19 protein-coding genes and 1 tRNA gene are annotated in these 24827 nt (G+C 45.8%); 15 read left to right on the forward strand and 5 right to left on the reverse strand.

Annotation, left to right across the window (positions count from 1 at the left end; genetic code table 11):
• The first annotated feature begins 31 nt into the window (after positions 1-31).
• The 5 genes from JT717_RS12580 to JT717_RS12595 all read left to right on the forward strand — a co-directional run bounded on the left by JT717_RS12580 (position 32) and on the right by JT717_RS12595 (position 4789).
• Positions 32-1141, forward strand: coding sequence for a TolB family protein (locus JT717_RS12580; RefSeq protein ID WP_205510822.1), 1110 nt, complete (start codon positions 32-34; stop codon positions 1139-1141).
• Between the two features lie 136 nt (positions 1142-1277).
• On the forward strand, positions 1278-1736 hold the full coding sequence (locus tag JT717_RS12585) for a hypothetical protein (protein WP_205510823.1): 459 nt from the start codon (positions 1278-1280) through the stop codon (positions 1734-1736).
• A gap of 699 nt (positions 1737-2435) precedes the next feature.
• A complete protein-coding gene (locus JT717_RS12590; RefSeq protein ID WP_205510824.1) occupies positions 2436-3620 on the forward strand; it encodes a hypothetical protein in 1185 nt (394 codons plus the stop codon).
• Positions 3621-3657: 37 nt separating this feature from the next.
• On the forward strand, positions 3658-3786 hold the full coding sequence (locus JT717_RS28630) for a hypothetical protein (RefSeq protein WP_255552953.1): 129 nt from the start codon (positions 3658-3660) through the stop codon (positions 3784-3786).
• A 121-nt stretch (positions 3787-3907) separates the two neighbouring features.
• The gene (locus JT717_RS12595; protein WP_205510825.1) at positions 3908-4789 is read left to right on the forward strand and encodes a bestrophin family protein; all 882 of its coding nucleotides are present in this window, start codon (positions 3908-3910) and stop codon (positions 4787-4789) included.
• Between the two features lie 9 nt (positions 4790-4798).
• On the opposite strand, the gene JT717_RS12600 is transcribed toward JT717_RS12595, so the two are convergent.
• Entirely contained in the window at positions 4799-5884 is a 1086-nt protein-coding gene (locus JT717_RS12600; RefSeq protein WP_205510826.1) for a M48 family metallopeptidase, read from the reverse strand.
• Positions 5885-6080: 196 nt separating this feature from the next.
• Here JT717_RS12600 and JT717_RS12605 point away from each other — a divergent pair, with 196 nt between their 5' ends.
• The 3 genes from JT717_RS12605 to JT717_RS12615 all read left to right on the forward strand — a co-directional run bounded on the left by JT717_RS12605 (position 6081) and on the right by JT717_RS12615 (position 9887).
• The gene (locus tag JT717_RS12605; protein ID WP_205510827.1) at positions 6081-7511 is read left to right on the forward strand and encodes a DUF4403 family protein; all 1431 of its coding nucleotides are present in this window, start codon (positions 6081-6083) and stop codon (positions 7509-7511) included.
• A gap of 302 nt (positions 7512-7813) precedes the next feature.
• Entirely contained in the window at positions 7814-8404 is a 591-nt protein-coding gene (locus tag JT717_RS12610; protein WP_255552954.1) for an RNA polymerase sigma factor, read from the forward strand.
• Complete coding sequence (locus JT717_RS12615) at positions 8385-9887, forward strand: outer membrane beta-barrel protein (RefSeq protein WP_205510828.1); 1503 nt, start codon at positions 8385-8387, stop codon at positions 9885-9887. Before JT717_RS12610 ends, JT717_RS12615 begins: the two co-directional genes overlap by 20 nt.
• A 52-nt stretch (positions 9888-9939) precedes the next feature.
• On the opposite strand, the gene JT717_RS12620 is transcribed toward JT717_RS12615, so the two are convergent.
• Positions 9940-10323, reverse strand: coding sequence for an SET domain-containing protein (locus JT717_RS12620; protein ID WP_205510829.1), 384 nt, complete (start codon positions 10321-10323; stop codon positions 9940-9942).
• Between the two features lie 221 nt (positions 10324-10544).
• On the opposite strand from JT717_RS12620, the gene mgtE reads away from it, so the two are divergent.
• The 4 genes from mgtE to JT717_RS12640 all read left to right on the forward strand — a co-directional run bounded on the left by mgtE (position 10545) and on the right by JT717_RS12640 (position 19026).
• Positions 10545-11927, forward strand: coding sequence for a magnesium transporter (gene mgtE, locus JT717_RS12625; protein ID WP_205510830.1), 1383 nt, complete (start codon positions 10545-10547; stop codon positions 11925-11927).
• 96 nt (positions 11928-12023) lie between these two features.
• Positions 12024-14447, forward strand: coding sequence for a S9 family peptidase (locus tag JT717_RS12630; RefSeq protein WP_205510831.1), 2424 nt, complete (start codon positions 12024-12026; stop codon positions 14445-14447).
• Positions 14448-14785: 338 nt separating this feature from the next.
• Positions 14786-16627: a glutamine--fructose-6-phosphate transaminase (isomerizing) gene (glmS, locus tag JT717_RS12635; RefSeq protein WP_205510832.1), complete on the forward strand. Its 1842-nt coding sequence runs from the start codon at positions 14786-14788 to the stop codon at positions 16625-16627.
• Between the two features lie 158 nt (positions 16628-16785).
• Positions 16786-19026, forward strand: a complete 2241-nt coding sequence (locus tag JT717_RS12640; protein WP_205510833.1) for a DUF4954 family protein — start codon at positions 16786-16788, stop codon at positions 19024-19026.
• Between the two features lie 136 nt (positions 19027-19162).
• On the opposite strand, the gene JT717_RS12645 is transcribed toward JT717_RS12640, so the two are convergent.
• From JT717_RS12645 to era, 3 genes are all read right to left on the reverse strand, one after another.
• Positions 19163-21022, reverse strand: coding sequence for a hypothetical protein (locus JT717_RS12645; RefSeq protein WP_205510834.1), 1860 nt, complete (start codon positions 21020-21022; stop codon positions 19163-19165).
• Between the two features lie 184 nt (positions 21023-21206).
• Positions 21207-22523, reverse strand: coding sequence for a ribosome biogenesis GTPase Der (gene der / locus JT717_RS12650; protein ID WP_205510835.1), 1317 nt, complete (start codon positions 22521-22523; stop codon positions 21207-21209).
• Positions 22524-22541: 18 nt separating this feature from the next.
• A complete protein-coding gene (gene era, locus JT717_RS12655) occupies positions 22542-23411 on the reverse strand; it encodes a GTPase Era (protein WP_205510836.1) in 870 nt (289 codons plus the stop codon).
• A gap of 237 nt (positions 23412-23648) precedes the next feature.
• On the opposite strand from era, the gene JT717_RS12660 reads away from it, so the two are divergent.
• The 3 genes from JT717_RS12660 to JT717_RS12670 all read left to right on the forward strand — a co-directional run bounded on the left by JT717_RS12660 (position 23649) and on the right by JT717_RS12670 (position 24819).
• Positions 23649-23720: transfer RNA gene (locus tag JT717_RS12660), tRNA-Met, on the forward strand.
• A 168-nt stretch (positions 23721-23888) separates the two neighbouring features.
• Positions 23889-24143, forward strand: coding sequence for a GIY-YIG nuclease family protein (locus tag JT717_RS12665; protein WP_205510837.1), 255 nt, complete (start codon positions 23889-23891; stop codon positions 24141-24143).
• Positions 24144-24552: 409 nt separating this feature from the next.
• Positions 24553-24819, forward strand: coding sequence for a hypothetical protein (locus tag JT717_RS12670; protein ID WP_205510838.1), 267 nt, complete (start codon positions 24553-24555; stop codon positions 24817-24819).
• The last annotated feature ends 8 nt before the right edge of the window (positions 24820-24827 follow it).

The following is a 24827-nucleotide window of genomic DNA, read 5'->3' on the forward strand; positions in this document are numbered from 1 at the left end:
AGGTAATGAACGCTGATAAAATCAAAATAACATGGCGAAAAAATGGATCCTGTTTTCCCTGCTCACCGGTATAACGGGTATTATACTTACTGCATTCAATACGCAGGTACCGCCGGCAGCTATTTCACTGCATGCAGCAGATACGCTATTATATCCGGAAGAAAAGCATTTTGCCAACATCCAACAGCTGACCTTTGGCGGCGATAATGCCGAAGCTTATTTCAGTTATGATGGTGAATGGCTCGTGTTCCAACGCACCAGTGTTAAAGACGGCATTCCCTGCGATCAGATCTTTGCAGGAAAGATACCAGCGCCCGGCGCTCCATTTCAATACAAAATGATCAGCACGGGTAAGGGAAGGACCACCTGTGCATTTTTCACCAAAGATGGAAAACATATCATTTATGCCTCTACTCATCTGGGCGGTGATAGTTGTCCGCCATTGCCCGACCGGTCGAAATACGGCAATAAATATATCTGGCCATTATACAGCAGCTACGATATTTTTATGGCCGATCTCAATGGCAAGATCGTTAAACAACTCACCCATAGTAAGGGCTATGATGCTGAAGCCACGCTCTCGCCGGATGGCAAAAAAATGATCTATACCAGCGTGAAAGACGGTGATATTGAATTGTATGTAATGGACCTGAACACTGGTAAAGAAAAAAGGATCACCCACACGCCGGGTTATGATGGCGGCGCCTGGTTCAGTCCCGATGGCAAAAAGATCATCTGGCGGGCTTCACGACCGCAAACACCCGAAGCATTACAATCTTACAGGGAGTTACTGGCCGGGAACCTGGTAGCGCCTACGCAAATGGAAGTGTTCATGGCCAATGCCGATGGCAGCGATGCGCGGCAAATAACGCAATTGGGACAAGCCAACTGGGCGCCCGCGTTTATGCCCGACAGCAAGCGCATCATCTTTGCTTCGAATCATGAATACAAAAGGGGCTTCCCGTTCAATTTATATACAATGCAGGCAGATGGCAGCGGATTGCAAAAGATCAGCCGCGATAAAGGCTTCGATGCATTTCCCATGTTCAGTCCGAACGGCAAAAAGATCGTTTTCTGCAGCAACCGGAATAACGGAGGAACGCGGGATACCAATATCTTTATTGCCGACTGGAAAGAATGATGCAGATCAGGAATAAGGTGTGCCACACTTTGTTTTCTTTGACAGGAGTAAGTGTGGCCAGGGCTTATATAGTTAATCACAATCAAATTTGAGATTATCCTCATCCACCATTAGCTTTGCGCCAAATCTCCCCCATATGAATTTTTTAGTTGTACTACATAGTTATCTCCGCTGGATCCTGTTGATACTGTTGCTGGCCTCTATCATCAAAGCCCTTTCCGGTTTAAATGGAAGAAAAACATTGACCGCAGGTGACAAAAAGATATGGCTGTTCACCATGATCACGGCGCATACTACGCTGCTTATTGGTTTAATACTTTTGTTCGTTGGAAGGATCAGCTTTACCAAAGTACCTGAAGGTGTAAGCGTGATGAAAGATGCTGTTTACCGCTTTTTCCTGGTAGAACATCCATTGATGATGCTTATTGCAGTCGTGTTTATTACTATCGGCAGGGGCCAGGCAAAGAAAGCGATACCTGACGCAGTGAAGTATAAAAAAGCGTTCTGGTTCTTTGTTGTTGCATTGATCCTGATACTGGCCGCTATTCCCTGGCCTGCCCGTGAAATTGGCCGTCCATTGTTCCCAAGCATGTAGTGTAAAATACACGTTTTTTATTATATCAAATAATGCCATCCGCCGTTGCCGGATGGCATTTTGCTTTATCCAGGCAGACGCTAAATCCTTGTTTAGCCTCCCGCCCGTTAAAATAAGCTGCTATAAACCAGGTATTTCTAATGCACCTCTAATCCTAAATCGTTCTATCTGCTTCATTTCAATTCACTTATCACGGTTCCTCCTGGCATGTAACAAACTCAAACACAACACAATAATAGGTTTGTGCCCGCGTTTTTGGATGCAGTGCAGAGCGGCACCGGAGCAGGACACTACAGGACATACGTTTGACTTTAAAACGATACGTTTGTGCGCCCGGAATTGAGCCGATCAACCAGCAAACCACTACAATCCCATTAACCTTTCCGTGTTGAACAGTGGTTTTGTAATGGTGTGATCGTAGTACAGAAAAACGATATGCTTATTTGCTTGCTCTTGTTGAATAATTACCGTAAAACATATTGGAACTGAATTTATAAAGATTAATTATTTCGGCAGACTTTTTGAAATTTACACATAAACGTTATCATGACACTTAACACCTTGGCGAGAATCCGTACTGGCGTTTTATTTGTATGCTTACTATTCTCCTGTTCGACCCTTTTTGCACAAAATCAAACTATCAATGCTGTATATGCAGGTACTGCGTATGAATATGATCAAAGTTCTGATGCCGGCGAAATGGTAAGGACTGATTACGTGTATTACTTCAGACCTAATTCTTCTTTCTGCAGTGATCTCAGCAAAGCCGACTGGTCAAAACGGGTTGACGGAACCTACTCCATCAGCGGAAACCAGTTAAAAATGAAATTTCTGAACGATGGTTCAGAAAAGATCATTCTGTTAAGCGTTACCGGCGAAACCGGCCAGTCTGGTGCAGCCACCTTTATAAGACTGAATATTACCAATACAGTGCCCGGCGGTTTTTACAAATTCGTGAGATCAGCCGGTAAACAGGATGGGTTTTATTTCGCTGACGGCAAGTTCAAACGTACTACCGACTGGACCACCATTTCAGGTGGCAAGACCAATAGCGGTAATGGCGGTTCTTATACCATCAATCAAAGCCAGCTCGAGCTGAAATTCGATAATGGAAAAACAGCCAGCTATAGTTTCTTCAGCAGCAATGAGAAAAAATCGATCGTTGTTATCAATGGCGAGATCTATTATCTCGACGAAGAAGAAATGGCGAAACATGCCGGGGCTGCAAAACCAGCGGAGACTGCAGTGGCTGCCAAACCGAATGATGTACTGGAAGCAGGTATGAGCCTCTTGAAAGCGGCCAACCAGACCCACGGTGGTAAAAATATCGATAACCTCAGCACCATGAAAGCGGTGATGAATACCAATAACCTTACACTTACGATGACGGCCGACTTTACCCGCCAGATAGTGCGTTTGGAATCATCGCTGCAAGGCAATACCATTCTCTTGGAGCAAATGGAAGGCAATAGCGGCTGGAGCTTTGATGGAAACGGATATGCTACGCTGTCGCCCCAACGGGTTACTGAGCTGAAACGCTACCTGTACTGTGGTTTGTTGGGATTAAAATCGGAGATCCTGGCGAAATCAACCGCTACCCTGCAAACACAGCAATATGGGCTGTCGTCGGTAATGGTAATGGTGAACAGCATGCGCGCCGGTTATATTATCAACGACAAGGATAAACGTTTGGAAGCCCTGATCATGGTGGATCCGTTGAGTGGAACGACCACCTTTACCTACTCCGATTTCAAGAGAACAGGCGGTATCCTGTTACCTTATACAGAGGTTATGCAATCTGGCAAACACGCGCAAACCATCACGTACGACAGTTACGACATTAACCCCACATTACCGGCAAATACCTGGGCAAAACCCAAGTAGTTAAAGGTTAACTGAAATAATAAGAGGTCTCACGTTCATGTGGGACCTCTTTTGTTTACCGGTTGCCGGTTACCGGTTACCGGTTACCAGTTACCAGTTACCAGTTACCAGTTACCGGTTACCAGTTACCAGTTACCGGTTACCAGTTACCAGTCGCCGGTTATAACCGGCAACTGTTTTCCCTCCAACTTGTGACAAGCAACCTTGAACGGTTTCAACATTGCCGATGGCCGTTTCACGTTTGCCGACTTTGAGAATTCCGTATATTGCCACCAAGAATTGCGACTATGATCACATACAATCCTAAAGACTGGTTTACCTTTATTTTCCGTTTTCACAAAGCCGACACCTTACGTAAACTTTCACCACTTATTATCGGCATCAGCGTTTTCTGCTGGATCATTGCTTTTCTGGAACTGAATATATTCAGGTTAGCCGAGAACAGCCACGTAAAGAACATCGTTTCTATGCATACCCTGCTCAGCTTCGTGATCTCGATGCTGCTGGTATTTCGTACCAATACAGCCTATGACCGTTGGTGGGAAGGGCGGAAATTATGGGGCGCCCTGGTAAACAACAGCCGTAACCTTGCCATAAAACTGCACAGTATGCTGGGGCCAGAGGAAAAAGCAGACCGGTCATTCTTCCGGCGCATCATTCCCATGTACGCCAGTGTGCTGGCGCATCACCTGCATGCCGAAAGTACCCGCCTGGCGCTGGACGAGCATGAACATCCTGAACTGAATAACATAGATACCAACCGCCATATTCCCAACCAGGTAGCCTCCATGATGATACAGCGGGTGAACCGCTTATACCTGGAAGGAAAAATTAAAGGTGATCAGCTCATCATCCTTAACGCCGAGTTGCAGTCATTCACTGATATCGTGGGCGCCTGCGAGCGCATCAAGAACACACCGATCCCTTTTTCATACAGTGTGTTCCTGAAGAAATTCATCTTCTTTTATGTAATGACCCTACCCTTCAGCTTTGTGATCAGCCTGGGTTATATTGCCATACCGGTGGTGGCCTTTATTTTCTATGTACTGGCCAGCCTTGAGCTGATCGCTGAAGAAATTGAAGATCCCTTTGGCGGCGATGAGAATGACCTGCCCATGGCCAAAATAGCATCAAACATCAAAAAACATGTGGCAGAGATCCTGATCTAAGCAGGTATCTTACTCGTAGATCTCATGAAATAATTTTTTTAGCTGCTCATTGCCGGTGGAACCTGCCGGCAATTGCCGGATCTGCTTCTGTATATTGCTTATGCGGTCTTTGAACACCGGATGGGTGCTCAGAAAAGAGGATTGTTCGGCGCCGCCGCTTTCCTTTTGCAGCATTTGCATCAGGCGCACCATGCCCTGCGTATTGATATTATTTTTCGCCATCAGCTGCAGGCCGTTGTTATCGGCTTCCGTTTCCAGCGACCGCGAGTATTGCAGTTGTTTCAATGCATCTGCATTATTAATGAGCACAGAAGTTATACCTGATTCATTACCGAAGACCATCGCAAGGAACATTTTGCGCGCCAGGTCGCGGAAGATATTGCGCAGCGAATGGCGCAAGGCAATATGCGAAGCTTCATGTCCCAAAAGAGCAGCCAGCTCTTCTGGCGTTTTCATATTCTCCAGGATGGAAGTATACACTACAATATGACCGCCGGGAATGGCAAAAGCATTCATTTCGCCCGATTCCACCACCGTTATTTTCACCGGATAGCCAACATCATAATGTAATTGCGCATAAAAATCGTTCAGGACCGCCGTCTTATGCGTATCGATCTTGTATTGTTGTATGACCGACTGATACATTTTTTCGCCCATGCTGATCTCACTTTCTTTGGCAATTCCGCCCGCGATCCGTTCACCCAGCCAGGGCGCTAACCAGAGATACAGCGCCAGCAATATGCCGATCAGGATCAGGGCAATGATCCCAAGCTTAACCCATATACTGCCCAGGGCCCGGGAATGCGCTTTGCTGAACAGCCGATGTCGCCTTAAGGTTTGTTTCAATGCCAGCACCAGCTGCGGGTCGCGGATGCCAAGCCTTTCTACTTCTCCCCGGCTATTCCGGTATTGCAGTTCGCTTCCGATCACCTGTTCATTGTAGGCAATGAGATCCTTTGTGAGCCAGTACACGTCTTTTTCCTGGTTTTCCTCATCGCGATACCGGATAGTGATGGTGACCGGCGATAGAAAAACAATAGCCTGATAAAAATGACCAACCGAATTATGATAAGTTGCTGAGTAAGTAGTGCTCATAGCACTAAATTAGGGATTTCGGGATTTTGAGATTTTGGGATTTTGGGATTTGGCTATTTATAAGCGGTTTAAACGTTCAATAAATCCCGAAATCGAGAAATCAAGAAATCAGAAATCAAGAAATCAAGAAATCAGAAATCAGAAATTCCCTTTTACTTCGGCCTTATATTTGAATAATAGAAACTTTCTTCGCACTATGAAACAAATTTCCCGGTTCCTGCCTGTAGTAGTTTTTCTGATCAGTATAACTGCCTGTACCAGCAGCAAAAAAACATTTATTCAACCTACTGCAGAAACACCATCGCGACTTCTACCGGCATTACCAGCTTCCAGAATAAATATCCCATTTAAGATATATATGAAGCCATTACTGGCAATGATGGATTCAGGCACTGCTAAAGAATTCACCAACGACAAATGGCCCAATTATACCCAGTCGGGTTGTGATTTCCGTTATAAATTCCGTTTCGTACGCTCGCCCTTTAGTTTTTCTTGTGTTAATAATAAAGTAACAATAGGCTTTCGCGGCAATTACCAGATCGCCGGCAGTAAAACGGTTTGTTCATTCGATAAACAGGTAACGCCCTGGGTGAGCGGCAGTTGTGGATTCGGCAGCGAACCACTGCGCCGCGTTGATCTGAATATCAGCTCTACCCTTACGGTCCTGCCCAACCACCAGGTGATCACTGCTACAAAATTAGATAAGATCGAACCGCTCGATAAATGCGAAGTGACCCTCATGCAAAACGATCTCACCGGTGAGATCATGGACAGCATCAAGGCCTCAATCGAGAGCTATTGCGGCAGCTTCGACAAGTTCGTTCAAACCCTGAACGATAATGAGCTCCTGCGCCGCTGGCGCTCCGGCGGCAGCCGTGTGATGCCCATCAGTACCTATGGATTTTTAAATCTCAATCCATCGGAATTACGGGTGAGTAAATTCAATGTTTACAAGGATACATTGTATTTCTCCATCGGTTACAGCGGGCAACCGAAATTTTCTTCAGACAGCTCACGACTGGTGACAAACGCCGCCCTGCCGCCTATTAATACTTCGGAGTATTCCACCGGTATCAGCACCTACTTCGATGCTGTGTACCAATACAGTTTCTTTAATAAGCTGATGACCGACAGTTTGGTTAACAAACCATTTGAAGTGGAAGGAAGGACCTTTGTGATCAAGGATGTAAAGATCGGGGGTACCAATGAAGGCAAAATTCAGGTAGATGTTTCTTTTAGCGGTAACCGCAAAGGTGTATTGCATTTGACGGGCACGCCTATTCTCGATGCAGAAAAGCAGGTACTGAGTATGCCCGACGTCACCTTCGCGCTTGACACAAAAGATATGATGATCAACATTGCCAAGGCCCTGTTCCGGAAAAAGATCATGAAACAACTGGCCAACCAGTCGGTACTCGACATTGCAGCCCTTATTGAAAAGAACAAAAAAGTGATCGAGGCGCGGTTGAATCAAACGGTAACGCCCTGGATGAGCACTTCCGGCACCTTTCAGCAGTTCAGGTTGGTGGGACTGCTTCCGCAAAAAGATTACATCCAGGTGCAAGCCTATATCCGTGGCACGCTTATGCTCATCGGTCAGCCACCGGTAAGTATGCTCAAGAAGTAGGAAGTACGAAGCCGGAAGCTCGGAAGGTTCGGGCAGCCCTTTCCAAATCCCAGCTATTCAAATATCTGAAGGCCAAATAAAATAAAAAATTTCGGTAATAGGGTTCTCTTACCTCCTGCTTCAAACCTTAGTTTTATACCACGGATACATTACAAAAAAGCCCAAAGTCATACCTTTATAAGAGAATCCCTGTTTTAAAATTGTCCAGTACCAGGCAACCCGCCGGCAGGTTCCTTCGTAATAACCTTTGAGTTATGAAAAACAATTAGTTAGCAAAGAAATATTCCCGCAAACCAACACCCTTGCTAGATAACTCAAACATTTCCTCTTTATTGAGTGGCTGTCGCAAAAATGATCGGAACAGTCAAAAGGAGTTGTATTACCTTCTCCGGGGCTTTGCTATGAAGATCTGTTACCGCTATACCAATGCGATGGAGGAATGCGAAGAAATTGTGAATGAGGGCTTTGTAAAACTCTTCAAAAACATTCACCAGTTTGATGAAACCCGTCAGGAAGATACCTTGTTGTCGTTGAAGGGGTGGTTCAAACGAATCCTTATAAATACCTGTATCGATCATTACCGAAAAACAAATGCATCGGTCAACGGCCATGTGCTTACGCATGAATCGGAGACCATTGCCGACCAGGGTGAGAATGGTATTGATATGTTATCTTATAAAGAGATTATTGAAGCGATCCGCTTACTTTCGCCGGCGTACCGGGCTGTCTTCAATTTATTTGTGATCGAAGGGCTTAGCCACGAAGAAATTTCACAAACACTCGGTATTTCAGTCGGCGCCTCAAAATCCAACCTGTCGAAAGCCAGGGATAACCTAAGAAAACTTTTGAACAACAAAAACTTGGTAAAAACGTATGCAACCCCTCCACGATAATGACCTAGACCGTATAAGCCGCGAAGCTGCAGACCGCTTCGAGGTGGATTCAGGCGCTTCTGGATGGGCCCATCTGGAAAAGCGCCTGGATGAAGAATTGCCCCAAAAGAAGAAAAAGCGCCGCTTTTTGTTCTGGCTGCTTTTCATTACCCTTACAACCGGCGGTGCTGTAACCGCCCTTTTAACATACCGGCCTGCAACACCACTGGCAAAAAATGCTTCCTCCATTGCTCCGAAAGCGGATAATACTGACGGGCAGGAATACCAGGCTACTCAAAACCCGGATGCCGGCAAACCAGCATATTCGCGGTCACAGCCCTCTGTTGATCAGGTACCCGCGGCATCAGGCACCAGTTCAAAAATTAATACAAACGGCCGCATCGAACCCGCTCCTGCCGGCACATCGGCATCTACTCCTGATAAGAACAGCGGACAAGCTGTTACCAAACCGGGCGATGCAAAAAAGCAAAAGCTAACCAATACAGCGGGTGTTCACAGAAATCCGCTCACCATGAATTACGCCACGATTCCGCCTGTAAACGCCGGAAAGAACAAAACATCTTCCACCAGGTCATCGCGGGGAAAGGGTAAACAGCAACAAACAAGCACCGATCGATATAAAAGGGCAGGTGATCCTGTTCAAGGTAGTAAAACCGCGTTGGATGCACCAATTCCAGCCGAAGATCGATCAACTGCTGCGGAACCTGTTGAAGGCGACCAGAACACCGCAACAACTACCCCGCCGGCCAATGATCCACCGGCCACTGCCAAAGCAGAAAATAAGTTACCTGCATCACCGGTTGATTCGGTAAAAGACCAGGTGCAGCAGCCGGTTAAAAAACAGGACCGCAAAAAAAACGAGATAAAACAACCATTCGAAATAGGCCTGGTGGCTGGTCCGGATAAAAGCGCAGTATCCTTTGGTCCATTGTATAAGACGGGTTATATTTTAGGTTTGCAGCTGGGGTACCGCCTCTCGAACCACTGGTCGGTAAATACCGGGGTATTGTATACTAAAAAATACTACCAGGCCGATAGCCAGTATTTTCATTATAAATCAAACTGGGGGAACTGGCCGCTTAAGGATGTGGAAGGCAATTGCTCTATGTGGGAAATTCCCGTGAATGTACGGTACGATGTTTCCTATAACGAGAAACGCCGTTGGTTTGTGAGTACCGGTTTATCTACTTACCTGATGGATAAAGAAAATTACACCCTTAATTATACATCCTGGAGCGGGAACCCCTATCCTGTGCCATTGAATACAGACAGCAATTCAAACTATCTGTTTTCCATCTGGAATTTGTCGCTGGGTTTCGAGCGCTCCCTGGGAAGAAATTTCTCGATTCAGGCGGAACCTTATTTAAGAGTACCGTTGAAAGGGTTGGGAACAGGCAGTATGCGCATGAACAGTTATGGTATTTTCTTTACGCTGAAGTACAAACCCAGTTTCCACTCAAAAAAACCAGACAACCGGAAATAGCCTGCACACCACATAAAACTAACACCCTGCCGGTCATTTATGGCCGGCAGTTTTATATGGCTTCAAACCACAACTTTTTTTCATTGTTCCATTCTCCATTGTAATTAATGAACAGTTCCTCACCTGCCCTGATCGCCCGCACGGTTTTAATGGAGATAAGATCATTCTCGTAATCCATTTCGTATTCGCAGTTCGATCTATAGGAGTGATTATACACAGGCACATAACCCAGCGCCATGCAACATTGATCGTGGTCGTCGCCCCATTCAAAGATATAGTTGTACAAGGTTGTTTGATCAATGAGTTTTCGATCGGCCTTTGATAATACGATCACCGGGGCAATTTCAATAACAGTACGTGCTTTTAGTTTTTCTGATGTAAAAACGCCACGCCCCATTTTGGGGGTGGGCGCTATATACAAACAAGGCAGTATCATGAGGGTTTGTATTATTTCAATTACGGGGCACAAGATAATCAATTGGCAGAAGGCAATTGGTAATTGGCAATTGACAAAGTGCAAGGTTGCCGATTTTTTTCAGGCATTCAGGTTATCTTGCCAATTACATGCATGCTGCATCATATTTCATTGGCTAATTTGCCCATTAGCAAATTAGCACATTAGCTATTTGTCTATTGCTTATTGACTAAATTTGGCCCATGAGCTTGGAAACTGAAAATGCCAGAGATCAATTCCTGCACCTGATCCGTCAGGAAGATGTATTACAGATGCGGGAATTTCTGAACGACCAGAATATCAGCGAAGTGGCTGAACTGATCAATGAATTCCCTGAATACTCGAGCCAGATCATTGGCAATATGAGTATTCACCGGGCTGCCAGTGTGTTCAAGATCCTTGACCTGACCACGCAAAAGGCGATCATCCAGGAACTACAGCCTTTCAAAACGGCCGAGCTGTTGAACGAGCTGCCTGCGGATGACCGCACGGCCTTTTTGGAAGAATTGCCCAGTGAAGTGGTAAAAGAGCTTATTAAATTGCTTGACCCCGACGAACGCCGGGTAACCCTGGCGCTGCTCGGCTACCCCGAAAGCAGCGTAGGCCGGCTGATGACGCCCGATTATATTGCCGTTGGCGTTGACTGGACGGTACAGGAGGTACTGGATCACATTCGTGAGGTTGGTAAGGATAGTGAGACCATCGATGTGATCTATGTGGTGAACGAACGCGGCGAATTCGTAGACGATATGCGTATCCGCGAGATCATTCTCACCAACCCGCAAAAAAAAGTAGATGAAATTATCGATTACCGTTATATAACCCTGCATGTAAACGACGACCAGGAAGTAGCCAATCAAACCTTTAAAATGAACAACCGCGTGGCCCTGCCGGTAATAGATGATAAGAACATCCTGCTGGGCATTGTGACCATCGACGACGTGCTGTGGGTTGCAAACGAAGAATTCAGTGAAGACATTCAAAAGATCGGGGGTACGGAAGCGTTGGATGAACCCTACCTCGAAATGCCCATTATGAAACTTTTTAAGAAAAGGGTGGTATGGCTGATCGTGCTGTTCCTGGGTGAAATGCTTACAGCTACGGCCATGGGTTATTTTGAAGATGAGATCGCCAAAGCAGTGGTGCTGGCCCTCTTTGTTCCCCTGATCATTTCAAGCGGCGGAAATAGCGGCTCGCAGGCCTCCACGCTTATCATCCAGGCCATGGCCGTTGGAGAGATCACCATTAACGACTGGTGGCGGGTCATGCGGCGAGAGATCACCTCGGGTATCATGTTGGGCACCATCCTTGGCCTTATCGGTTTCATCAGGGTGGCCTTATGGAATGCCATCTTTCATACCTATGGGAGCCATACCCTGCTTATTGGCAGTACAGTTGGGTTCTCCTTAATTGGCGTTGTGCTCTGGGGCACCATTTCAGGCTCTATGCTGCCCATCATTTTGAAAAAACTGGGCGCCGACCCGGCTACCTCCTCGGCGCCGTTCGTAGCTACCCTTGTAGACGTAACCGGACTGGTGATCTATTTCTCTGTTGCCTATTTATTTTTGAGCGGGATCCTGCTATAAACAGGGCGTATAGAACAGTAAATGACCAGGATGGAAAAAATACCACTCATCAAATTGAGGTCATTATTCTTTCGGGTTTTCTTATAATTTCCCGGTATGAAAAAATTGCTGCTGCTGCTGTTGTTACAGCCAGTCCTTATTTCCTATAGCCAGCTGAGTCCATTAACGGTAGAAAAGATCATGCGCGACCCCAAATGGATGGGTACCTCCCCCGCTAACCTGCAATGGACAGCCGACGGAAAATACCTGCTGTTTACCTGGAACCCCGAAAAAGCAGCCGCAGATTCTATTTATTATATAACACCTACGGCCATAACGCCCCGGAAATCCACCCAGGCCTTCCGCCAAACAGCCATCGCAGACAACCAGATAAAATATAATTCCAAACGCGATCAATATGTGTATGTGCAGGAAGGGGATATTTTTCTCTTTTCTGTAAAAACCGGCATCCGGCAGCGAGTAACGCAAACCGTTGCTGTTGAAGCCAACCCGCTGTTCTCATTCCAGGACCAGAAAATAGTGTACCTCCGCGAACAAAATGCCTGGGCCTGGGATGTACAAACCGGGGCTACTACCCAGCTCACAAACTTTCAAACGGCTGCTAGCCCCGCGCTTGCATCACGGGGCAATCAAGCCGCCACCGCTGATAAAGGAAACCAGTCGGGCAGCAACCGGCAGGAAAAGTGGTTACAACAGGAAGCGCTGGAAAACTCTGTGGTGCTGCAAAGGCGTAAACAAAAGAAAGACCAGGCCGATTCGATGGTAAAGCAATTTGCGAAGGAAAAGATAGTGCGCGCCATTCCGCTCGATGGCAAGACCATGTCATTGCTTACGATCAGTAACAATGGCCGCTTTATTTCGTATCGCCTGGTCGCTACCGCTGCCGGCAAAACGACCATTGTACCCAGTTATGTTACCGAAAGCGGATTTACTGAAGATCTTGCGGCGCGCACCAAAGTGGGCGCACCACAAAACACCCAGGAATTGTTTGTGTTCGATACCGAAAAAGATACGGTGCTCACTGTGAAGACAGACTCCATACCGGGCATTCGTGACCTGCCGGCATACTTAAAAGATTACCCGGCCCTGTATGCCGAAAAAAGCAGGAACCCGTCATTGCGTGCGGTGAATTTTATAAACACCAATTGGGCGCCCACCGCTAATTATGCCGTGGTAGAAGTGCGGGCACAGGATAATAAAGACCGTTGGTTATTATTACTGGATGGCGAAACAGGCCGTTTATCGCTGCTCGACCGGCAAAGCGATGAAGCGTGGATCGGCGGGCCCAGCGCCGGCGGATTCCCTGTATTTAATTCAGACTGGGTAAATGATGAGCTGTTCTGGTTTCAGTCAGAAGCAAGCGGTTATTCGCATCTATATACCATCAATGTTAAAACAAAAGAAAAGAAAGCACTCACCAGTGGCAATTATGAAGTGCATAACACCCAGCTGTCGAACAATAAGAAATACTTTTATATCACCACCAATGAAGTACATCCCGGTGAGCAGCATTTTTATCGCCTGCCGGTAAACGGCGGTCAGGCAGAACGCATAACAACGCTTACCGGTTCAAACCAGGTAAAGTTATCGCCCGATGAAAAATGGATCGCTTTTTTGCATTCATACAGCAATAAGCCCTGGGAATTGTACCTGCAACCGAATCAGGCGGCAGGCGGCAACGCCAAACTCAAACCCGTACAGGTGACCACCATGGCGCAGAGCGATGAGTTCAGATCATATAACTGGCGCGATCCTGAATTGATCACATTCACGGCCCGCGACAGTGCGAAGGTATATGCCCGGCTTTTCAGGCCCGCGCAGGCTCATGCCAGTAAACCAGCCGTGATCTTTGTACATGGCGCCGGCTATTTGCAAAATGCCCATAAATGGTGGAGCAGTTATTTCCGTGAATATATGTTCCACAATCTGCTGGCCGATAACGGCTATACGGTGCTCGATATCGATTATCGCGGCAGCGCCGGTTATGGCCGCGACTGGCGTACCGGCATATACCGCTATATGGGCGGTAAAGACCTCGATGATATTGAAGATGGCGCCCGGTACCTGGTTCAGCAACTCGGTGTAAATCCCCAGCATATTGGCGTATATGGAGGATCATATGGCGGTTTTATTACTTTAATGGCATTATTCACAAAACCTCGTATATTTGGGGCCGGAGCCGCATTAAGGCCCGTTACCGATTGGGCACATTACAATCACGGCTATACCTCCAATATTTTAAATGAACCTTTTAATGACAGCATTGCGTATCGTCGCAGCTCTCCCATAAACTTTGCATCAGGCTTACAGGATCATTTGCTGATTTGCCACGGAATGATCGATGTAAATGTTCACTTCCAGGATGTTGTGCGTCTCACACAGCGTCTGATAGAACTTGGTAAAGACAACTGGGAACTGGCCGTATATCCGATGGAAGATCATGCCTTTATTGAGCCTGAAAGCTGGACTGATGAATACAAGCGGATCTTCCGGCTATTTGAAACCCGGCTAAAGAATTAATCCATTTTTCCTTTTATTGAAATGCGGAATGCAGAACGCGAAACGCAGCACGCAACCCAAAGCGCTTCGCCTGGCGGCAGGTGATAACTGCTACTTGAACTGGTGGCAAGAAGCGCTGGGACCGGCGGGTGGTATCTCGCGTTAAGCGTTAAACATTAACCGTTTAGCGTACTACTAAAATGGTATGTTAACCTTGCGTCTTTTTGCGCAGCATATGGCTATTTTTTTGATAATATTGCGCAACCGTTTGCGGATTACGGCAACACAACATATTTAACTCAAAACACAACAGTAAACTGTTGGCTCAACACTTAATATTAAATTAAAACCCTGTAATTATGTGCGGAATTGTAGCATATATAGGAAACAAGCAAGCTTACCCGATCATCTTAAAAGGATTAAAAAGACTAGAGTACCGTGGATACGACAGTTCTGGTGTTGCCCTGTTGAATGGCGGCCTGAATGTATACAAGAAAAAAGGTAAAGTGGCCGACCTGGAAGATACGCTAGTTGGTAAAGATCTGCAGGCGAACATTGGTATTGGCCATACCCGCTGGGCTACCCATGGCGAACCCTGCGACCGCAATGCCCACCCCCATTTATCAGAAAACGGAAAACTGGCAATGATCCACAATGGGATCATTGAAAATTATAACCAGTTAAAGAGCGAGTTACAAAAGAAAGGATACAACTTCATTAGCGATACCGATACCGAAGTACTGTTGAAATTCATTGAAGACATTCAGCTGAACAACCAATGCAGCCTCGAAGAAGCAGTACGTATTGCCCTGAAACGCGTAGTAGGCGCTTATGTCATCATCCTGATCGACCAGGATAACCCCGATACCCTGATCGCAGCTCGTAAAGGAAGCCCGCTCGTAATAGGTATTGGTAAAAATCGCGATGAGCATTTCCTTGCTTCCGACGCATCTCCTATCATAGAATACACTAAAACGGTAGTGTACGTTAACGACTATGAGCTGGCCATCATAAAACCCGATGAACTTGTTTTGAAGAACCTGGGTAATGAAAAGATCACCCCCTTTGTTCAACAGCTCGATCTTGAACTCGCTGCCATTGAAAAAGGCGGTTACGATCATTTCATGTTGAAAGAGATCTTTGAACAACCAAGCACTGTATTCGATTGCTTACGCGGCCGGGTAGATGCAGCGAATGGAACCATTACCATGTCGGGCGTAACAAGCAACATCGAACAACTTAAAAATGCCCAGCGCATCATCATCATCGCCTGCGGTACCAGCTGGCATGCCGGATTGATCGCCGAATATATTATTGAAGAATTATGCCGTATTCCGGTGGAGGTAGAATATGCATCGGAGTTCCGGTACCGCAACCCGATCGTGCAAAAAGGCGACGTGATCATTGCCATATCACAAAGCGGCGAAACAGCAGATACGCTGGTTGCTATTGAAAAAGCCAAAGAACAGGGCGCCCTGATCTTCGGCATTGTGAACGTGGTAGGTTCTTCTATTGCCCGCGTATCACACGCAGGCGCCTATACGCATGCCGGTCCAGAAATTGGCGTTGCCAGTACCAAAGCCTTTACTGCCCAGCTGGCGGTGCTCACCATTATTGCCCTGCAACTGGGTTACGAAAAAGGCACCCTCGACAATAAACGCTTCCTGCATCTGTTGAATGAGTTACAAGCTATTCCTGAAAAAATACCGGCTGCGCTGCAACAGGCAGAAGCTGTTAAACAGCTGGCTTATAAATATAAAGATGCGCGTGACTTCCTGTACCTGGGCCGTGGTTACAATTTCCCTATCGCCCTGGAAGGCGCCTTAAAGCTGAAGGAAATTTCTTATATTCATGCAGAAGGTTATCCTGCCGCAGAAATGAAACATGGTCCCATCGCGTTGGTTGATGAAAATCTGCCGGTAGTATTTATCGCCACTAAAGATTCTTACCACGAAAAGATCATCAGCAATATCCAGGAAATAAAAGCACGGAAAGGAAAAGTGATAGCCGTGATCACCGAAGGTGATGACGTAATTACTAAAATGGCCGATGATGTAATTGTAGTACCGGCAGCAGATGAGCTGGTTGCTCCCATGCTCAGTGTTATTCCATTACAATTGCTGGCCTACTACATTGGCGTTGCCAAAGGACTGGATGTAGATAAACCAAGAAACTTAGCTAAGTCGGTAACTGTTGAGTAATTGAATAATAGTGAATGCAATGCTATTATATGAACGAGGCTAATAGCTAGCAGCGAGTGGCAAGCAGGAAACCCCGCTAGCCATTTACCACTAGCTACTAGCCTTCTTATTCGCTATCAAATATGCACAAATCTGTTTTACATTCATAATTATAGCAAATGAATGAAATCAATCGCAAACCGCTCAATTCGTTAGGGTACGACTTCATTCCGGCGCCTTATTTACCCAAGGGGAAAGATGAATACTATCTGCGCAATAAACAGGTAAAGAACGGGATCCATTACCGCCACTTGTCTGCCTATGAAATTGAAGTATTGGTGCGCAACCGCAATACATCTGACAACTGGAACAACCTGCTGGTATCCGATGCATTCAATGCAGAACTGGTGCAGAACTGTAAGTTCTTTGGACTGGTACGCATTGGCAAACTGGAACCTTACTATCTCGAATATCATAATCTTCGCCGCCCGGTAGGCTTTTATAACAGTACCGTTATCAGCTGCGATTTTGGCGATAATGTAGTAGTAGATAACGTGAATTACATCTCCCATTACATCATCGGCAACGACGTGATGCTGGTAAACTGTAATGAAATTGCAACCACCGATCACTCGAAATTCGGTAATGGTATATTAAAAGAAGGCGAACCGGAGAACATCCGCATCTGGATGGAATTGTGTAATGAAAATGCAGGCCGCAGCATTCTGCCATTCGACGGCATTTTGCCGGGTGATGCATTTTTATGGACCTATTTCCGCGACGATGATAAACTGTTGAACCGTTTTAAGGAATTCACGGAGAAGAAATTTGATGCGCTCCGTGGTTATTACGGCACTATTGGCGACCGAACCGTTATCAAGAACTGCCGTATCATCAAAGACGTGAAGATTGGCACCGATGCTTATTTGAAAGGCGCCAACAAGATAAAGAACGTAACCATTAATTCTTCCAGCGAAGCCAATACCCAGGTGGGTGAAGGTTGCGAGCTGGTGAATGGTATCATCGGTTATGGATGCCGGCTGTTCTATGGCGTAAAAGCCGTACGTTTCGTGCTGGCATCGCATTCACAATTGAAATACGGGGCCAGGTTGATCAACTCTTACCTGGGCGATAACTCTACTATTTCCTGTTGTGAAGTGTTGAACTCCCTTATCTTCCCTTCGCATGAGCAGCACCATAACAATTCATTCTTATGTGCAGCGCTGATCCAGGGACAAAGCAATATGGCGGCAGGCGCTACTGTGGGTTCTAACCACAACAGCCGCAGCCCGGATGGTGAGATCGTTGCCGGACGGGGCTTCTGGCCCGGACTCTGTGTGAGCCTGAAGCACAATTCAAAATTTGCCTGCTATACCATACTCACCAAAGGCGACTATCCTGCGGAACTAAATATTCAGCTTCCATTCTCACTGGTGAGTAATGATCTTTGTAATGATCAGCTGATAGTGATGCCGGCCTATTGGTTCATGTATAATATGTACGCCCTGGCCCGCAATTCCTGGAAATATGTTGACCGCGATAAACGCATTGATAAGACCCAGCACCTGGAATTCAATTTCCTGGCGCCTGATTCAATCAACGATGTGCTGCAGGCATTGCCCCTGTTGCAGAAATTTACCGGCAAAGCCTGGTTGAAGCGGGAAGGCAACCATAAAAAAATGAGCGACGACGAGATGATTGCCATTGGCCAGGCATTGCTCGATACGAATGATCCGGTTGTGAATGAATTGGATATTCTGGCCGATGATTTTGAGAACACCCGCCGGCCGGTACGAATTCTAAAGGTAATGAAAGCGTATCATTTGTTCAGGGAATTGGTAATGTATTACCTAACCCAACAGTTATTGGAGCATATCGGCATCAATAACATTAAAACCCATGAACAATTGATCGAAAGCCTGCCATCAAAAGCGGTCATCGCTCCATGGATGAACGTAGGCGGACAATTGATCCTTCGCTCAGAAATTGATAAACTCAACAAACAGATCGTTGCCGGTAAGATCAAGGACTGGGAAGCAGTACATGCCTTTTATGTGCAACAAGGGAAAAACTACCCCATGGAAAAGCTGGCCCATGCCATGGCTGCCGTAAAAGAGGTATTTGATATCAATCTGAAAAAAGCCAGTCCGGCCATTATCAAGAGCTTGTTGCAGCAAAGCATTCATACCAGGGAATGGATGGTGAAAGAGATCTATGAATCACGCGCCAAGGATTACCGCAATCCTTTCCGCAAGATGGTATATGAATCAACCGAAGCCATGAACAAGGTAGTGGGAAAGCTGGAAGACAACAGCTTTATCAAACAGGAACAAGAAGCACTGGAAGAATACAAAAAGCATATTCAACAGTTGGTGTCTAAATTAAAACTGGACAAGCCGAATAAATTGAAAGTTGCCTAAAGGGCGATAAGTCGAATTAGTCAAAGGGTCAAATGAGTCAAATTAGTCATAACGGTCAAATGCTTTGACTTTGTGATTAATTTGACTCATTTAATTTATTGACAGATTTGAATCGTTACTGATTTGACTCAACCTGTTACTTAACAAACCGCAATATATTCGAAGGTCCTTTAGGCGTAAAAGCGTAAATGCTATAGATACCTGAGGGCAAGCCTGGCAGTGCGAGTGGCAAATGGTTCAACCCACGTTCAATACTCCTATTGATCACTTTCACGATCCTGCCATTATTATCGACAATACAAAGCTTTGCCTGCGTTTTCTGAGATGCGCGGCAAGAAAGCAGCTGAGCATTGGAGTTGCTAATAGCCAATAATTGCAAGGGGCCTGTATTATCATTTACTGCATTATTTCTGTTAGCCGCCATTGGATTATTACTGACTGTAAGCGGCCCTTCAACGGGAACACTGCTTCCCAGGGTAAAAAGTTCAGGAGCCGAACTCCAGGAAGTGACATTATTACTCACTACAGATCCACGCGAACCGGCAGTACCGGTAAAACCGGTGTTACCGTAATTTAACCATACATTATTGTCAAGTTTGGCAACCCTTGCCGTTGTAAGATTGGTGCCTACGCCACTGTTGGGGCCATTAAATGATAATTCAAGGGAAGCCGACGCCGGAGTGCTGGTTTCGCCCTGAACAGTCCAGTATCCGACGGGAGAAATTTGATTGATGCCTGAACCGTACGTATTACTGATCTGCTGCGGATTACTGTTAAAAAATTCTACATTGAAATGGCCGTTACCATTTTTCAAAGCAAGCCATCGCATGACGCCTTCTTTTCCAACCGGGAATAAAAAATGGCTGGTGGCAGACAGGCCTTCCTTACGAAGCGGTCCATCAATATAACTCTTGTTCGATAAGCTGTCAACCACCATACCACAACCAGGAAGCAACTTTAAGAGATTACCCGTTGAAGTAATTATTTTTCCATTAGCCAGGTTTAATAAATAAGGCAATGACCAGGGGGCCATGAGCGTGGCGCCGCTGGCATTATTCATTTTTACAGCAATGCTGTCTTTAATGATCCCTTTACAATCGATGTGTTGATTTACATTGCCGCCGAATACGATCTCCGGGAAACCAGTGCCTGTTTCACAAATTAATGCGGTAGCAGCTTGTACCAGGTGCCTGCCGATCACAGTGACCAGCGTACGGGCAGTATTGCCGAGATTAATGGTTCCGCCCTCTTGGATAAGATCACGCCCTATGAACAATGTATCGGCAAAGTTCAGGCTGAAGGTCACTCCTGTGCCTGCAAGCAGGTCGCTTCTTACCGTAATTGTATTAATACCAGAACCCGAGTAAGTAACTGTTCCATTCATGGCATTGGCCGATAACACCAGTTTACCATAGGTACGGCCACTCAGGGAAAGGGTGCTGGAAGCAGTTGGTATGTCAAATTCAAAAATGCCCTCTTCAGTACCGGGCGCTTTGGACAGAACGGCTACGATCGCGGCATGGCTGCCGGCACTGTTTTGGATATACCGGCCGCCATTCTGAATTCTTAGCGAATCAGCTATTGACACAGGCAAACCATTGTCGGCACCGGATGCATTTCTAAAAATGCCACCATTGCCGATCACCATTCCATAGGTGGCGCCAGACATGGTAAAAGCAGGAATGGCCGTGTTAGCAGCTGGGAGTATTAATTCAATGGTATTACCTGAAGCCGGCGTAATGGCTATTGATCGTACCTGTACACTGCTACTACCACCAGGCAAGGTAACGGTATAAGCGCCGGTAATAAAGGTATTATCAAGGATCACATCATCTGATATAGCCGGGGTCACATCGCCTGTCCAGTTCTGCGCTGTCATCCACTGGCCATTTCCGGCTTCACCATCCCATCGGCGTTGCGCAAAGGAGGGAACATACATTAGAAGGAGAAGATAAAGCAGTGGTTGCAAAGTAAGCAACAATGTTTTTGTAGGCATAACAGTAAAGTTTATGCTACTTTGTAGAGCCCGGGATCGAAGGTAAAGAATTAATTATTTCAACCAACAAAAAGATTACAATTATTTCGAATGTCTGTTAGTGTAACATCAGTGTATGAATAATATAATTCTGCACCGTTACCGGTGCTAAAATTATATTCAAAATTACAATGTTGAGGATCGATTATTTCTTTCTAAAGAAGATGCGTACTGGTACGCCCGTGAACTTAAAATGCTGACGCAACTGGTTCTCGAGATAGTTCTTATACGGCTGCTTTACATCGTCGGGAAAATTGCAGAAGAAAGCAAATGAAGGTACATGTGTCGGTAACTGCGTTACATATTTAATACGTATCGGATTGCCGCGTACAACAGGTGGTTGATAAGCAGCTATTGCTTTCAGCATGATATCATTCAATTCTGAAGTAGGCACCTTGCGTTGTTTGTTATCATATACTTCCAGCGCCATTTCAATGGCTTTATGGATCCGCAGTTTTTCCAGCGCAGAAATAAAGATGATGGGTACGTCGGTGAAAGGCGCGATGCGTTTCTTCAATTCATTTTCATAATCCCGCGCTGTATTGGTGGCCTTTTCCATCATATCCCATTTATTCACCAACAGCACAATGCCCTTGCCCTTCCGTACGGCCAAACTGAATATGTTCAGGTCTTGTTGGGTGATCCCTTTTTCGGCATCCAATAACAATAAACATACATCTGCTTCATCCATGGCTTTAATAGCCCTGATCACAGAATAAAATTCCAGGTCTTCATGCACTTTTGTCTTCCGGCGGATCCCTGCAGTATCGATGAGTATAAACTCTTTCTGAAATAAGTTATAATGGGTGTGAATGGTATCGCGGGTAGTACCGGCAATATCACTCACTATGGTGCGCTCCTGCCCTATCAAGGCATTCAGCAGCGACGATTTGCCTACATTCGGCTGACCAATAATGGCAAATTTGGGCAGGGCCTCTGCAGCTTCTGCAGCAGCAACCTGTTCATCGGTGATCAATGCAGAAACGGCATCGAGCAGTTCGCCCGTACCACTGCCACTCATTGAAGACAGGAAAAAGATATTATCGAAGCCGAGTCCGTAAAACTCAGTAGCCTCCAGCAAACGCTCATGGTTATCTACTTTATTCACCACAAGGAATACCGGCTTGGCCGTACGGCGCAACACATCGGCCATGGATTCATCCAGGTCGGTAATGCCGGTGGCAGCGTCTACCATGAACAATATGGCATTCGCTTCTTCTACAGCGATCATTACCTGTTTGGCGATCTCTTTTTCAAAGACCTCCTCGCTCTCGGGAACGAAACCGCCGGTATCTATGATGTTGAATGTTTTACCATTCCAGTCGGCCACACCATATTGCCGGTCGCGGGTTACACCGCTCACATCATCCACGATTGCTTTACGCTGCTCAAGCAAGCGGTTAAAAAAGGTGCTTTTCCCTACATTGGGTCTTCCTACAATTGCTACTGTAAAACCTGCCATAATGTTGCTCAAATATTATTAGTGATAGCCGTATTCTTTTAACATATAGTCATTATCGCGCCACTTGGGCCGTACTTTCACAAACAGTTCCAGAAACACTTTTTGTCCTAGGAAATGTTCGATGTCTTTTCTCGCCTCAGTTCCCAATTGCCTGATCATTTTTCCGCCCTGGCCCAGCAAAATACCCTTTTGGGTTTCCCGGTTCACGATTATATCAGCGCTGATCTTTACCAGCGTAGTCTTCTCTTTGAACTCATTCACAATAACAGTGGTATGATAGGGAATTTCTTCCTGGTATAAATAGAAGATCTTTTCCCGGATCATTTCTGCGCAAAAGAACCTGGTAGGCAGATCGGTCATTTCATCGCCTTCGAAAAACGGCGGGTTCTCGGGCAGAAATTTCAGGATGGCTTCGATCAGGTCCTGCAACCCTGTTTTATTAAGGGCCGAGGTGCCCACAAGTGCCTTGCAATAGGGCCTGGATCCAAAGAAAGTAAACACCTCCTCTTTTTTTGCGCTGGACGCTTCATCGAGTTTATTGATGACGATGATGGCCGGAACTTTTAAACGCAAGGCTTCAAAAATGCCGTTTACTTCTTCGTGATTGTCATTAATATCAACCATCAATAAAGCCACGTCGGTATCTTCAAGGGCTTGTTTAACCGCCTGCATCATTTTTTCCTGTAGCTTGTACTTTGGTTCAATGATGCCGGGCGTATCGGAAAAGATGATCTGGTATTCCGGTTCGGTTAAAATGCCTTTGATGCGATGGCGGGTAGTTTGCACCTTGGGCGATACAATAGCCAGCTTCTCGCCCATCAGAGCGTTGAGCAAGGTACTTTTTCCCGCGTTTGGGCGGCCAAATATGCTTACGAAACCCGCTTTCATTATTGACATTAAAATTCCTGCAAAGGTAGAAGATTAAAATTTGTTTGGTGGCAATGATTTATATCTTTATCTTTGCAACCCAATTAACGAAGAAGGGTCGTCACGGCTAAGGTAAAGAAAGGTTGGAGGTTCGAAAATTGGTGTTGAAAGGCTGGGTTTGAAGCTAAAGAAAATGTTAAGATTGAGGGGGGCTATTTCGACAATGAGTTCTTGAAATAAAAATTGAAAATATTATATCGCGCGGTAGAGCAGCGGTAGCTCGTCGGGCTCATAACCCGAAGGTCGCAAGTTCGATCCTTGCCCGCGCAACTTTGGAAAGGCTTCTGAAAAGAAGCCTTTTTTATTGCATCTAATTGATACGAATTATTATTTGCGCGGAAGTAGCTAGTGAATGGGCTCATATCCGCCAGCTGGCGGACGCACATTCGATCCTTGCCCGCGCAACTTTGGAAAGGCTTCTGAAAAGAAGCCTTTTTTATGTATATAGTCTACGTTTTATACTCGGCACGATTCGACAAAATTTATGTTGGCTACACCAACAATCTCGAAAACCGATTCAAATCGCATAATGAATTAGGCACTAAAGGCTGGACCATCAAGTTCCGGCCTTGGAGTATTATTTATACAGAAAGCTTTAGCGATAAACCAAGTGCAATGAAAAGGGAGCAGGAATTAAAATCTGCTGCCGGCAGAGGGTTTATCCGCGAACTCATACAACAACGATCTCAATAGGGCTCATATCCGCCAGCTGGCAGACGCACCTTCGACCTTACTCCCACCAAATAAAAAACCCGCTCCATAAAGAAGCGGGTCGTCATCGCCTTTTCCTTTTTAACATCGAACATCATCAGGGATAATAGTTTCCCCGTCACCTTTCTGGAATGTAGTGCTTGTATTATCTGAATTTGTGATGTGGAGGTAAGGCAACAAAGCTCTAGCGTGCATCATGAACCTACCGCAAACAGTATAGTATAGTTGATATTAAATAATTCAACCATTACTTAACAGCGGTTATCCGTTATTAAAGTTACAATTTTTTTATTTCCCTGTACTTTTTTAAGGACATTTATTATAAGACATATATCTTAGCGCCCCCTTTTCAGGGGTTTTAAAATAAGGGAATCCTATCTTAATTGCGTACATGCGAAAACGTAAACCGACAGGCCGGAGGCCCATCGCCCAGGAACTCTCTGCTGCCGAAACCGAGAAGATGCTAAACAGAATTGGAAAACTACTGAAGAATAAACGCCAGGCCCGAACAACGCTGGAGAGCTTTTCATATGAGATCAATATTTCAAGAAGCGCTATGACCCGTTACGAAGCTGGTGGCGACATGTATTTAAGCACCTTCCTGAAAGTATTACACGGACTGGATATCAAACCGGAAGACTTCTTCAAGGATCTGTAAAGGATTAA

The organism is Longitalea arenae, assembly GCF_016924755.1.
GTDB lineage: Bacteria > Bacteroidota > Bacteroidia > Chitinophagales > Chitinophagaceae > Niastella > Niastella arenae.